The following is a 13,676-nucleotide window of genomic DNA, read 5'->3' as shown; positions in this document are numbered from 1 at the left end:
CCGTGGTTCGCAGCACACCCTGCCTCACATCGCATTTCTGCTCGTGCGTGAGGCCAAGCAAAGTGGAAATGTGTGGAGGAAGCTCCGCATGCAAGCCGCCCTGCACCGCCGTCTGCGCCACCGCCGCCAGCTCGGGAGTCGGGTGCGGAAGGGTCTTGTGGGCCGCCGGCACCGCCCCATGAGACAGCGCAGCGCAGACGGTCAAAACCGCTGTGCCTGCGAGCAGACTGTAAATCGCGCTCCTGGCTCCATTCCTGAATGCGTTCCTCGTCACGCTGGCTCTCCTGCTCCGATGATGCTTGAGAGAAAACGCGGCGCAGTTGTCGTAGAGCAAATTTGGACAGGCGATCGGCCTGACTTCAATCAGGCGGACACGGGAAAACTCAAAGTAAAGGCCTTGTAATCAGGGCATGACTTCAGTCAGGCCGATACCGCCGCTAAAATGCGAGGGCTTGAGCCCCTGCCATGCTCGATTTACAACGGATATCGGCCTTTTCCCGCAGTCTGTTCCGTCCTGCCGCGTCGCTGCCTGAAATGTGCGGGCTTGAGCACGCGTTACCAAAAAAAACCCGCTCCCCACGGAGCGGGCTGAAAACCAGGATCAAGGCTTGCAGTGCGGTGCTGTGAAGCTTGTTTCTAACGGTGAGCGCCCCCACGCATACCGCCACTCATGCCGCCGTGAAAGCCCGCCGAAGGCCGCATGCCGCTAAAGCTATGCACCGCCCCCGCACGCGCTCCGCTGCCCACCGCATAGCGGTGACCATGGTAAGCGCGACCGTAGTACCCGCCGCCGTAGTAGCCGCCGCCGTAGTAGCCACCGCCCCAGCCCCATCCCATGGGATAAAAGCCCCAGCCGAACGGGCTGTAGAACGGGCTGGCGCCGATGAATGTGTATCCCCAGCCGTAAGGATTCCAATACCAGCCAGGAGCATAGCCCTCGTAATAAGGCGCGACCCGGTTGTTGGCCTCCGCCAGGTACTCGGAACGCAGGCGGCTCCAGTTGTAAAGACCGTCTTTATCCTTGTCGTCGAGACCGCTGGTCTTAAGCGTGGTCAGGTCGTTTTGCAGCGCGGCCTGGTGGTTGCCCTTTACCTCTTTGCTCTTGCCGTCACGAAGCTCCACGTCAGCCTTGCCTTTAAACACCGCCACCTCGGGCGTGCCGGCGTCGAACTGGTAGTAGCCTTCCTTAACCAGCCTCGTAGTAACGCCTGCGTCCACAATCTGCAGGTTATTTTCCTTGTGGAGTTCGTCAACCTCCACGCCGGCGCGGCCCTTCTCGACCTCCGCGCGCGTGCTCATCAGGTCAGCTGAAAGCAGCTTCACCGTGCTGTTGTCGCCCACGCGCAGAAACACCCCCGGCGTAAGCAGGATTTCCGCCCTGCCGGCGCCCGTGGTAAGTTCCTGCCCTTCGCCCAGATCGACGCTTCCCACCTGCTTCGGCGAGATCGCCTGGCCGTCCACCGTCACGGATCCTTCTACATAGTTCACCGTGCCCGGCCGGGCGGGCTGCGCCGTGCCGGACGCAGGCAGATCCGCGAACGCCGGCGTCACAGCGAGTCCCAAACCAAGCAACGAAATGGTCATCAGATTCGATTTCATGGCCCTTATAAACCTCACTTCGTTAGATGGAGAAGGAAGCGAAAAGTTACACAGCCCCGGTCTCGCGTCCTGCACAGATAAAACGCTTTTCCAGGGCTCATGGGCACAACACCGAACCTCCGCAAAAGTTGCGGTGAGACGGCGCGGTAACCTCAGCAATCCTCCGCGGCCGCCGATTCGAACGAGAAGCGCAGCCACGAAAGCCCGTTCTGCACGAACGCCTCAGGAGGCACGGAGCCGCCCGTAAAGTTCGCAATGCACGACTCCCAGAACCGGCCGCCCGCGTTGTTCTTCTCCATCACCCGCACCTGCCATCTGCCTGGACATCGCCGCCAGATGGCGTGGGCCAGCGTAGTCCCCCACCCGCGATACCGGTAGCGGCGCAACACGAAAAACTCAGCCATGTCCCACACAGCACCATCGCTGGAGACACCAGTCAGCCTTCCCACCAGGGCGAACCCCACCAGCTTGCCATCGACCCTGGCCAGCCACGGCAGCCGTGCAGGATCGGACCAATAAAGAGGGAGGTTCGGGTACCCGTAACGCCCATCCTCTCCCACATCGATGGGAAGCAGTTCGCTGAAGTCGTGTATGTAAAGTTCAAGCAGATTCGCCAGAGCAGATTGGTGCTCGGGGCCGGCCTGGATCAGTTCGAGGTCAGTGGACATGCAGAGCAGAATTCTACGCCGGGGCGACAAACCCACGTTCGCTCTATCCCGCTTGAGCCGCTCGTCAGTCGAGAGCGCTGCGCCGCTTGAAAATCCAGGGGATCTTGTTGAACCGTCTCCAAAAGGGTTCCGGCGGAAGCGGTGGTGTCTCGCGCGGCTCATCGGCCATAAACGGCCCCGCAGGCCCCCGGAGCACGTTGATCAGGTCTATCGGATGCAGCGGCTTGGCCATGACCTCATACGCGTAGCCGCGTTCACTGAACTCTTGAAGAACGGGTGCGGCCGCCGCGCTGCCGGAGAACACAATCATCCGGCACTCAGGAAGAAAGCTGAGAACTTCCGCTGCCGTCTCGCACCCGTTCTTCTCGCCACAATTGTTGAAACCGGTAAGCAGCACGTCCGGCGTGAATGCATGCGCCGCCAGGATCGCAGCCCTGTGCGTGTAGACCGGGCGAGCCTCAAAGCCGCTCTTGTTCAGAATCATGCAGAGCGTATCCGGGATCACCTCGCAGTCATCCAGGATCAGCACGCGCAAAGGATTGTGCACCGCCATGGAGACCTCCTGCAGCGGAACCCCGTGCCCCGATGGACGTATTATGCCTGAAACCGGCCTGCAGTCGCCCGCCGGTTGCGCCTCAGCGCTTCTTCCAGCAGGTGATGCATGCGCCCCGCAAGCCGCGCCACCTGTGCCCGGTCCTTATCCACAAAGCACTGCGCATGCGCCACTTTGTTGCGCAGGCTCTCCAGTTCCCGGCTTGCCTTCTGCGCCGACGTTGAATAGTCCCAGCGCCGCCCGCTCTGTTCGGGGTGATCACTTTTCACATCGAAAAAGGGCGCCCCTTTTGAGGCGCCCTCCCGTGTTGCAGGTCTAACCAATCCTTTACGCGCGGCTCAGATAAGCGCCTTCGCTCGTGTCCACCCGAATCTTCTCGCCTTCATTGATAAATGGCGGCACCTGCACCACCAGGCCGGTCTCCGTCTTCGCCGGCTTGGTCACGCTTGAGGCCGTGGCGGACTTAAGCCCGGGCTCGGTCTCCACCACCGTGAGCTCCACAAAGGTGGGCAGCTCAATGCCCACAGCCTGCGCGTCGTGATAGCTCACGCGGATCTGCAAGTTGGCCGTCAGGTACTCCACCGCATCGCCCAATGTCGACGCCTTCAGCACCGTCTGCTCGTAGTTCTCAGGATTCATGAAGTAATAGTCGTCGCCATCGGCGTAAAGAAACTCCATCGCCACTTCGTCCACCACCACCTTTTCAATGGAATCGGCGGAGCGGAAGCGATGCTCGAACATGGCGCCCGACTTGAGGTTGCGCAGCTTGGCCTGGATGAAGGCGCGCAGGTTGCCGGGCGTGCGGTGCTCCACCTTGAACACCAGGTGCAGCGTGTCGTTGTGCTTGATAATCATGCCCGGGCGCATCTGAGTGGCGGGAATCGCCATGGGAAAACTCCTTGCTGGAAGCGCATTCAAAGCGCGAAAAGAATTGGCTTTAGCCTATCGTCCATTTTAGCCCAGCAATGTCCCTGGGTCAGCGCCGCCCAGGACCGGCAGCCGCCGGAGACGCGGAACTGCGCTCCCCGGCGCTCCGCGATGAGTTGTCGCCCTTCAGGCTTTCCAGCATCGCGCCGGTGTCGTCAATGCAAAGCACCGCATGGTTCTTGTCGATGAGAACGTCGTAGCGAGACAGAAAATCCTCGCCCAGCAGCCCGCGCAAAGCAAAACCCGCGCCCCGCACATTCTTCATGTCGTAGACAACCACTCCCTGATTGAGGACAGCATGATCGCCGAGTTCGAGCGACTCCACCCGCGCAAACGAGGCTGCTCCCTGCACGCTCACCCCGGCCACCGTGGCTTTCCCGGTGCTGGACAGGTGGAGATCGGCGGCCAGCGCCCGGTCCACCACCGTCATCTGGGTCCCGGTGTCGAGCAGAAACTCGTAGGGACCCGCGTGGTTGATGAACACGCTCACCACCATCTGGTGCCGGTCAAGCGTATGCAGGGGGATCGCCTTGACGTTCGCAGGACAATCGTTCTGCGCGATCAGCGCCCCGGGGAAAATTGCTGCAAAAAAAAACACAAAAAGCCGCATGTGTGGTCGCAGTCTGCCTGAATGTGGGCGTGACCTTCGTCAGCCTGTGTGGGATTGGATGATTGAGTTGGTCTAATTGTAGCCTGATGATCTGACGCCCGGCTTCGACGAACGAAAGCAACTCTCCCCGGCTCCTTGCGCATCGATCACCCGAATCCCTTGCAGAATTCAGTCGCTCGTCAGTGGTACATCGGGGCCAGCCGCGAGCGCGCCCTGGTGCGATGCAGGCGTTCCGCCTTCGCCTCGCAATTACCCGCAAAGCTATCCAGCCTGGCGTGAATCTCCTCGTGCAAACCCGCCGCGCTCCGCACCAGGGACATGGCGTCTTCCATTTGGTCCTGCTGCTTCAGTTTCACGGCTTTGCGCGCCGCCACGTGGGCGCGGCGATGCAGAGCCTCAACCTGCAGCAGCGTGGGCGAACCGGCCCGCGGACCGGACTTCTCCGCTTCCAGCCACGAGCCGAACCGGCAGCGCCGCTCATCAAGCTCCGGCGGAACAGCCTGCATGCCCTGCATGTAGCGCTCCAGCGCTCGCCCCCAGGCGCGCACTTCCACCTGCGCCACCAGCAGCGGCCAGTCCTGGTTGCTGATGAGCGACGCGTGCGTCCAGCGCGCATCGGGCCACCAGTTGCTGTACCAGGTGATGATCTCGTCGGCAGGCATGGGGCGGGCTATGCCGTATCCCTGCGCGTACGCGCAGCCCAGGCGCAGCAGCAGAATTCCCTGCTCCACCGTCTCCACGCCCTCTGCTACAACCGTGCGCCGGAAGGCGTTCGCCAGCCCCATCACGCCCTGCAGCAGCGCCAGGTCATCGGCATCTTCCAGCATGTTGCTTACAAACGAGCGATCGATCTTGAGCACGGGCGCAGGCAACCGCTTCAAATAAGTCAATGACGAGTAGCCCATGCCGAAGTCATCGATCGAAACCTGAATGCCTATCGCTAAACAAGCTTCAATAATCCGCTTCACGTGGTCGAAATCCTGCACCGTGCTGGTTTCGAGAATCTCCAGCTCAAGGCACGTCGGATCCACTCCCGGATAGCGCAGCAGTATCTCGCGCAAACGCTCCACGAAATTGGCCTGCTGCAGATGGCGCGCACTCATATTCACGCTGACCGGAATACGGTGTCCCGCGGCGGCCCAGCGCTGGACCTGCTGCAGCGCCGCCTCGATCACCCACTCACCCACTTCAATGGCAAGATCGTCATCCTCGGTGCTCGGCAGGAAGCGGTCAGGAAGCAGAAGCCCCCGTTGCGGATGCTGCCAGCGAATGAGCGCCTCCGCTCCAATCAGGCTCCCGGTGGCCATGTCCACCTTGGGCTGATAGTGCAGCACCAGTTCATCGGCGCGCAGCGCCTGACGAATGCGGCCAATCTCTTCGTGGCGGCCGCGCAGGTTGTAGTCGCGCGCCGGATCGAACAGGTGAGATCGATTCTTGCCCGCCAGCTTCGCCTCGTACATCGCCTGCACTGCCTGGCGGATCATCTGGTCGGCGTCCACTTCTTCCGCCTGCGGATAGAACGTCGCGCCCGCCGTGGCGGAGAGCTGCACCTCGATCGCGCCCACCGCCACCGGCTGATCGAATGCTTTGAGCAGGCGCTCAATCCTTTCTGAGGCCGGTTCAATGTCCGGCAAATCGGGAAGGACGATCAGAAATTCATCGCCGCCGATGCGCCCCAGAGTATCTCCCTCGCCCAGCACCTGCTTCATGCGCGCAGACACCGCGACCAGCACCAGATCGGCTGCCTCGCGCCCATGCGCCTCGTTAATACTTCTGAAGTTGTCCAGATCGAAAAACACCAGGCCCACCTTGTGATGAGTCTGGCCAGCCGCGACAATGGCGCTCCGCAGCCGCTCGGATGTGAAGGCGCGGTTAGGCAGGCCGGTCAGGTCGTCGTAATGCGTCACCTGCACCAGCTTGCGCTCCTGCTCGCGCATCGGCGTTATGTCGAAGAACAGCGCCACGTACTGCGCAGGCTTGCCGGATCCATCGTAGACCGTGGTGATGGTGGCGCTCACTTCGAACGAACTGCCGTCTTTCCGCCTGAACCACTGCTCCCCGCGCCAGCGCCCCGTCTCACTGACAGCACGTCCCAGCCCCTCATAAAACGCACCGTCATGACGATCCGACTTCAGCACGTGCGAGTGCTGGCCCAGTACATCTTTGCGGGTGAATCCCGTGGTGCGCGTGAAAGCGTCGTTGACCTCAAGGATCATTCCGTTCACATCGGTGACAAAAATGGCCTCGCTGGCATCGGCAAAAACGCTTGCCGCCAGTTCCAGGCGCTGCTGTGCGCGCTTGCGGTCCGTAATGTCTTCCACGAACAGCAGAAGCCCGCCGATCGTCTCATCGTCGTAGCGCCAGGGCATCATCTCCCAGCGAACCCAGATGGTCGACCCATCGCTGCGATCGAATTGATCCTCCGCGCAACTGAGAGACTCGCCCGCAAGGCTCCGCCGATGCAGCTCCTTCCAGCGCTCAGGAAGATCGGGAACCACGTCGTAATGGCAGCGGCCCATCAGGTCTTCCGCGCTGACGGAGTACACCTGCCGCCAGCGGCGGCTCACCGCCAGGTAGCGCATCTCGTTGTCGTACATCGCCAGCGCCGCTGGTGCGTGCTCAATAAAAAGCTCGAGCCGCTTGTTGGCTTGACGCAGCTCGGACTCCATCGCCTTCCGCTCGGTAATATCCTCGAGTGTTCCGCGCATGACAAGAGGGTTCCCGCCGGCGTCGCGATACGTCCGCCCTATGCCGTGAATCCAGCGCACCGCCCCATCCAATGGGCGAACGATGCGGTACTCGCGGTTAAACATCCGGCCCGGTGTGTCCACAACTGAACCAAGGTTTTCCAGGGTGCCGGCCACATCCTCCGGATGCAGCAGACGTTGCCAGCCGCCCATGTCGCGAGGATAGTTCTCGTCCATCCCAAGAATGGTGTCCAGCGTCGCGGAAGTAGCGGCCGCGCCGCGGCGCATGTCGATGACGTAGGTCCCCACCTCGGCCTTGCGCACCACTTCGTCCGGCGCCTCTTCCTGGCGCACGCGCGCCGTAAGATTGCGCGCCGTCGTGAAGATTCCGATCACGTCCCCTGCCGCGGAGCGAACCGGCCGATGATGCACGTACATCAGGAAGAGGCCCTCTTCCGGCCGCGCCACCTGCAGGACTTCCTCTACCTCGACCCCCTCCGTGAGCGCCCGCTTCTCCGCCGCGAAGTATTGGTCGGCATCATGCTCGGGCAGAAAGTCGTAGTCCGTCAGCCCCAAAAGCGGTCGATCGCCCAGTACTTTGACCACCTCCGGCCCGAAGGCGCGGCTGGCAGCCACAAACACGTGATTGACGTCTTTGAAGAACACCGGCTCTTCCGTGTTCTCGATCATGGAATCAAAGTGCGGAAGCTGCTCGTGCGCCGGACTGCTCCACACATCCCCCGCACTGGCCAGCGTCAGCTCCAGCCGGATCACTCCGTGCGTCGCTTCGCCCGGCCCCGAAGCTGTGCCGTTCAATTTGCTAAAGCCCGTCTGCAGGCAACGGACTCGTCCGTCCCGATGCCGCACGCGCAGGCATACCGTCCCTCCGGCTTCCCCCGGCTCGGGGGAAAACAGCCGCGCAACCACATCGGCGTCGGCCGGATGGATGCGGGCGAGGAATGAGACTTGGCCCGCCACCAGTTCCTCAGCGTCGAACCCCAAAACCTCGCGCGCGCGACCGGACACGGTTTCCAGACGCGGAGCAGCTTCGAGTGAGAACTCCAAAGTAACGCCGAGGATAGAGCCCATAGACATCAAAATGGTGGCTAGACGTAATAATCGTAGCCCGGCAGAGAGATCGTCACAAGGGTCACAACATGACCCAAACGGGTTACTGAACCGGTTTAGGAATCTTCCTGGACAGGATCACCCCAGGCTGTGCCGTACCACTGTGCATCGAAGGGGCGCCATTTGCGGCGGCTGCGTGCCATCGGCTACGATGGCCGCATTCCGCTGGCCACCTTCCCGGAACGGAGCCTGCATGCCAACTCCACGGCACATTTCCTTTATTTTCATTGTTCTGCTCGCCACTCCCCGGCTCTTTGCGCAGACCGTAGCCCCGGCCCTTCCGGCCCAGGCCCCCGCACCCGCCCAGGCCCCTGCCCCGGCACAAACCCAGCCGGCGGCCACTGCCCCTGCCGCCCCCATCCCCCCTGACGCTCCTTATAAGAACGCCGGCCTCCCCGTAGAACAGCGCGTTACGGACCTCCTCTCCCGCATGACGCTGGACGAAAAAGTGTCTATGCTCGCGGGCTCCGGCTGGATGGAATCCATGCCGGTGCCGCGGCTGGGCATTCCCGCCATCAAAATGGCGGATGGCCCCATGGGGGTGCGGTCCTGGCTCGGCAGCTCCGCCGTCACCTCTTCCTCCAACGCCCCGATGAAGGTCGAATCCACCTCCTTCCCCTCTGGCGTATGCATGGCCGCCGCCTGGGACACCGCTCTCGTCCAGAAAGAAGGTCAGGCCATCGGCCAGGAGGTCAAAGCCCTGGGCCGCGACATGATCCTCGGCCCCACCGTCAACATCAATCGCCAGCCGCTCTGGGGACGCAACTTCGAGGGCTACGGCGAAGACCCTTACCTCTCCGGCAAGCTCGGCGTCGCCTACATCCGCGGCGTGCAGGGCGAAGGCGTCATCCCCAGCGTCAAACACTTCGCCGCCAACAATGAGGAGTACGAGCGCCACCGCCTCAACGAAACCATCAGCGAGCGCGCCCTCCACGAAATCTATCTGCCCGCCTTCAAAGCGGCAGTCCAGGAAGGCGGCGTCTGGAACGTCATGTCCGCCTACCAGCTCGTGAACGGCGCCCACTTGGCCGAAAACACGCCCCTCCTGCGCGACGTCCTCCAGCAGGAGTTCGGATTCCAGGGCTTCGTCATCTCCGACTGGGGCTCGACCTATTCCACCGCGCCCACCGTCAACGCCGGCATGGACCTCGAAATGCCCGGCGGCGACGCGGCGAAGAACTGGATGGCTCGCCCCGACACCGCCAAATCCGGCAACGGCGACCTGTGGCTGGTCCCCGACAAAGTGAAGCCAGAAATCACCGCCGGCCACATCACAGAAGCCCAGATCAATGACAACGTCACCCGCATCCTGCGCGTCCTCATCGGCAGCGGCCTCTTCGACCATCCCCACACCGCCGGCGGCGAAGTCGACACACCCGGGCAGAAGGCCGTCGCTCTGCAGGGAGCTACCGAAGGCATCGTGCTCCTGAAAAACGAGGGCGGCCTGCTTCCGCTCGATGCCGCCAAAATCCATTCCATCGCAGTCATCGGCCCCAACGCGGCCGTAGCTCGAACGGGCGGCGGCGGCAGTTCGCTGGTGCGGCCCAAATACACCGTTGCCCCGCTCGACGGTATCCGCGACAAAGCCGGCAGCATCGACGTAAAGTACGCGCTCGGCGTCGCCATGGAGGGCGAAGACCCCGCCCACGACACGCCCGAAGCCCGCGCCCGCGATCTCCGCGAAGCCGTAGCGGCAGCCTCTCGCGCCGATGTGGCCGTCGTCGTCGTCGGCCGATACAACAAGAACGAAGGGGAAGGCTTTGACGTCGCCACCATGGACCTCCCCGCCGGACAGAATGAACTGATTGAAGCCGTGGAGAAAGCTAATCCGCACACCGTCGTCGTGCTCAACACCGGCGATCCGGTCTCCATGTCGAGCTGGCTCGAAAAAACTCCGGCGCTCCTCGACATGTGGTACGGCGGCCAGGAGGGCGGCCACGCCCTGGGCTCCGTCCTGTTCGGCGAGGCCAACCCCTCCGGCAAGCTGCCCGTATCCCTGCCCAAACGCTACGAGGACAATCCCGCGTACGGCCACTATCCCGGCCAGAACCTCCAGGTGGACTACGCCGAAGGCATCTACGTCGGCTATCGCTACTACGACACGAAGAAAGTGGAGCCAGCCTATCCCTTTGGCTACGGCCTCAGCTACACCACCTTCGACTACAACGACATGGGAGCCACCCCCCGCCTGGAGTTCACCGGCAAAACTCCCCACCTCGGCGTCGTGGTTGACGTCAGCGTGCAGAACACCGGCGCCCGCGCAGGCGCCGAAGTGGTCCAGCTCTATGTAAAAGAGAACAAGCCGAAAATCGATCGCCCCGCGCATGAGCTCAAAGGATTTCAGCGCGTCGATCTGCAGCCCGGCGAAACCAGGTGGGTGCACTTCCGCCTGGATCAATCCGCCTTCGCCTACTGGGATCCCGCCTCCCGCGAGTGGACGGTAGCTCCCGGAGAATACGAAATCCAGGTAGGCGCCTCCTCCCGCGACATCCGCCAGAAAAAAGTAATCAACCTGCCCGCCGCCTGGCTGCGAAAGTAAAGGAAGTCTTAAACCCCCATCGCAACTGATTTCAGGGCTCACTCGCCAACCCGCTAACTGGCTAGCTCGCTAATTGGCTAACTGGCTAACTCGCTAACTGGCTAACCTGCGCAGCCGTGCTGGCTCGCTGATTCCCCTCACACCGGATGCTCATACACCTCATCCCCCTCCCCACCCTTGCGCGCTGCCACCCAGGCGATATACAACCCTGACGCCACAATCAGCACGCTGCCCAGCACCATCCACACCGTCGGCAATTCCCGCCACATCAGGTACGACACCACCGCACCCGTCAGCAGCTGCGTGTAGTGATACTGCGAGACGTTCGACGCCGAGGTGTGCTTCACGGCCGTATAAAAGCACAGCGTCCCCGCCGCGCAGAACGTGCCCATCGCGATGAGCTGCGCCAGCAGCAGCCCCCCAATGGGCTCGGCGTGAATCAGCATGGCGATGCCGCCCGCCACGGTCATGATAATGCCGGAAAAAAAGGCCAGGCTCTCAGGCGTCTCGGTTCGCGTCAGCACACGCGACCAGATCATGTTGAAGCTGAAGCAAATCACACACGTCATGCAAGCCAGATAGCCGATCCAGTCGCCTGGCGGCGTACGGCCCCAGGGGTCAAGCGCAATCACCACGCCGGCAAAGCCCGCCACCACCGCAACAACCTTGCGCTTCTCTCGATCCTCCTTGAGCACCAGCACCGCCAGCAGCGTGATCACCATCGGTGACGTAAACACCAGGATGTAGAACAACGTGAGCGGCACGTGGCGCAGGGCGATAACGACGCATACGTTGTTGACCAGGTCGAGGCAGGAGCGCACCAGTTGCCGTTTTAGCTGCTTCGGCCGCAGGGTGCGCCCTTCTCCCCGCGCAAACGTCCACGCTGCCAGCGCGCCGCAAACCACCACGCCCATGAAAGCCAGGATCTCGAGCGGTGCAAGATGAGACCGGCCCACCACCTTCATGGTGCTGTCGGTGAACACCCAGAAGGTGAATCCCGCAACCGCCAGACCGATGGCCCGCATCTGCGACTTCGACTGGTTCATGCGCGCCCGCGGGCGGAACGGATCATCGACGGTGTGCCGGGGGCCCCGGTCGGGCAGAGAACGCGCATACCAAAAGCCTAGCAAGCTCCCGCGCCGCAACCCGGTCCCAGCAAGCATTCGCGCGTCGGATTTTCCTGATTCACCGCGCCTGAACCGTCCCTATAATCGGACCAACCCAGCGGCGCAATCTGATACTTCTGAAACGTGCTCCGCGCTTGCCTTTAGTGATTCGCCGCCCTCCGGCGATCCAGATCCCCTCCTTGGTTTGAGACTCACTATGGGTCTGCGCCGAAACCGCGCAGGCATTCCCTGGTTGCGCGAGTTCCACGCGCGCGTCTCCCCAAGGGGCTGTGCTCTGGACTTCCCCTGCAAGAGACGTATTTACAGCACGCGCACCCTGCCGCTCGCCCTTCGCGAGCACGCAGTCGGTGCTCACGGAGTATCTATGAAGAAACTGCTCTTGCTTCTGCCTCTCACTTGCGCCCTGCTCGCAACCGCCGCCACCACCCTGATCTCCAGATCCGGCTCAGGCGGAACTCTCACTGCACCCGTTGCCATCGGACAGAAAATCTCGATTTCGGCTGTCTCTCTCAGCGGCGGCGGCACCGCCATCATGTCCTGTCCCATCACCGCCTTCGGCGCCGGCACCTATCAGTGGAACTGGAAATGTGCAGGCGGCCACCTCACCGTCAACGGAGTCGTCGTCGCCTCCGTCTCCGGAACGATGAAGCTGGCCTGCTCCGGCGGCGGACGGTTTTCACGCATCACCTGCTGGCATTCCTTTGCCGGAACAGCCACAGCCGGTGCCGTCTCCGGACCCGTCGCTATCACCGCAAGAGGCGGCTCCCACAACGGCCCGGGCACCGTCACAAACTTCGCTGCTACTTGGTAATCAGCACACCAACAGGACCTGCCGGACCGCCCTGGGACGCCGTCGCCCAAACGCGCATGAGCATCCCCGGCCCGGCAGGGTCCCCCACGCTGCCTGCCCCATTGCCTTCCGCATCACAATTCCTCAACCCCGCAAAGCGCTGTGCGTCAATAGCTTAAAAGCAAGCATTCATTTGTAAACGGAACATGACATCTTCGTCATCTCATCCATCTCACGGCATCTTTATGCAATCGTAAGTAGAAGCGGAGCGCTCCCTCTCCCGCTGTAACAGCGCACCGCACTTTCCCCTGTTCCCGTTCGCCCTTCCGGCGATCCGGGTCTCTTGCTTGGTTAGGACAAACGTGTCTGCGCTGTAACGGGTGCAGCTGTGCTTTTTTTGCGCGCCGCTCTTTCTGGACGCGCGGGCCCAACCCCAGGCGCGTGATTTCTCGATTCCGTTTCAAAGGTATGCAGGTTTTCGAACGTTCACCGTTCCGCCATGCCCCTTATTCCGCATGCAGGCGCGGTGATGAGCACATACCCAAAACAACATCCCCCACGGAGGAGAGATGAAACACTTTCCCATTCTTTTGATTCTCAGTTGCGCGGCCATCGCGACCGCGGCAACAGCCCTGACCACCATTTCCGGTTCAGGCGGAACTCTCAACGCACCCACCACCATCGGACAGAACATCACAGCTTCCAACATCACCCTGTCCGGCGGTGGAACTGCAAACATGTCCTGCCCCGTCACCTTCTTCGGTGCCGGGACGTATCAGTGGAACTGGACGTGCTCAGGTGGCAAGCTTTATCGGAACGGAATCGTCGTAGCCTCCGTCTCCGGAACCATGAAGCTCAGCTGCTCGGGCGGCGGACGGTACAACAAGACCACGTGCTACCACGTGTTCTCAGGAACAGCAACAGCCAGCGGCGGTTCCGGCTCTGTCGCCGCCTCCGCAAAAGGCAGCACCAACAACGCGCCGGGAACCATCACCTCGTTCTCGGCAACCTGGTAACCACCAACCACCCGGGGGAGCCGCCAGGCTCC

The 13,676-nt window shown here is 62.1% G+C and carries 12 protein-coding genes; 3 read left to right on the top strand and 9 right to left on the bottom strand.

Annotated elements, in window-relative coordinates:
- The 8 genes from VGL22_RS21720 to VGL22_RS21685 all read right to left on the bottom strand — a co-directional run.
- The coding region (locus tag VGL22_RS21720) for a hypothetical protein (protein WP_465269065.1) at positions 1-274 on the bottom strand (274 nt) is incomplete at its 3' end.
- A gap of 362 nt (positions 275-636) precedes the next feature.
- Positions 637-1,599 carry a FecR family protein gene (locus VGL22_RS21715; protein ID WP_465269064.1) on the bottom strand — a complete coding sequence of 321 codons (963 nt, stop codon included), beginning with the start codon at positions 1,597-1,599 and terminating at the stop codon, positions 637-639.
- A gap of 152 nt (positions 1,600-1,751) precedes the next feature.
- Positions 1,752-2,267 carry a GNAT family N-acetyltransferase gene (locus tag VGL22_RS21710; protein ID WP_465269063.1) on the bottom strand — a complete coding sequence of 172 codons (516 nt, stop codon included), beginning with the start codon at positions 2,265-2,267 and terminating at the stop codon, positions 1,752-1,754.
- A gap of 64 nt (positions 2,268-2,331) precedes the next feature.
- Entirely contained in the window at positions 2,332-2,820 is a 489-nt protein-coding gene (locus VGL22_RS21705) for a response regulator (protein ID WP_465269062.1), read from the bottom strand.
- A 41-nt stretch (positions 2,821-2,861) separates the two neighbouring features.
- Complete coding sequence (locus tag VGL22_RS21700) at positions 2,862-3,089, bottom strand: hypothetical protein (RefSeq protein ID WP_465269061.1); 228 nt, start codon at positions 3,087-3,089, stop codon at positions 2,862-2,864.
- Positions 3,090-3,147: 58 nt separating this feature from the next.
- Entirely contained in the window at positions 3,148-3,708 is a 561-nt protein-coding gene (efp, locus tag VGL22_RS21695) for an elongation factor P (RefSeq protein WP_465269060.1), read from the bottom strand.
- Positions 3,709-3,796: 88 nt separating this feature from the next.
- Positions 3,797-4,345 (bottom strand): retropepsin-like aspartic protease, encoded by a 549-nt coding sequence (locus tag VGL22_RS21690; protein ID WP_465269059.1) that lies wholly within the window; start codon positions 4,343-4,345, stop codon positions 3,797-3,799.
- 191 nt (positions 4,346-4,536) lie between these two features.
- The gene (locus tag VGL22_RS21685; protein ID WP_465269058.1) at positions 4,537-8,133 is read right to left on the bottom strand and encodes an EAL domain-containing protein; all 3,597 of its coding nucleotides are present in this window, start codon (positions 8,131-8,133) and stop codon (positions 4,537-4,539) included.
- Positions 8,134-8,365: 232 nt separating this feature from the next.
- On the opposite strand from VGL22_RS21685, the gene VGL22_RS21680 reads away from it, so the two are divergent.
- Positions 8,366-10,711 (top strand): glycoside hydrolase family 3 C-terminal domain-containing protein, encoded by a 2,346-nt coding sequence (locus tag VGL22_RS21680; RefSeq protein ID WP_465269057.1) that lies wholly within the window; start codon positions 8,366-8,368, stop codon positions 10,709-10,711.
- Between the two features lie 137 nt (positions 10,712-10,848).
- Here the strand turns inward: VGL22_RS21680 and VGL22_RS21675 are convergent, their stop codons facing one another.
- A complete protein-coding gene (locus tag VGL22_RS21675) occupies positions 10,849-11,757 on the bottom strand; it encodes a DMT family transporter (RefSeq protein WP_465269056.1) in 909 nt (302 codons plus the stop codon).
- Positions 11,758-12,202: 445 nt separating this feature from the next.
- On the opposite strand from VGL22_RS21675, the gene VGL22_RS21670 reads away from it, so the two are divergent.
- Together VGL22_RS21670 and VGL22_RS21665 are read left to right on the top strand one after the other, a co-directional pair.
- A complete protein-coding gene (locus VGL22_RS21670) occupies positions 12,203-12,649 on the top strand; it encodes a hypothetical protein (protein ID WP_465269055.1) in 447 nt (148 codons plus the stop codon).
- 548 nt (positions 12,650-13,197) lie between these two features.
- Positions 13,198-13,644 carry a hypothetical protein gene (locus VGL22_RS21665; RefSeq protein WP_465269054.1) on the top strand — a complete coding sequence of 149 codons (447 nt, stop codon included), beginning with the start codon at positions 13,198-13,200 and terminating at the stop codon, positions 13,642-13,644.
- Positions 13,645-13,676 lie beyond the last annotated feature (32 nt).

This window comes from Occallatibacter sp. (assembly GCF_036502485.1).
Classification (GTDB): Bacteria; Acidobacteriota; Terriglobia; order Terriglobales; family Acidobacteriaceae; genus Telmatobacter.
This window is presented reverse-complemented; position numbering and strand designations above follow the sequence as displayed.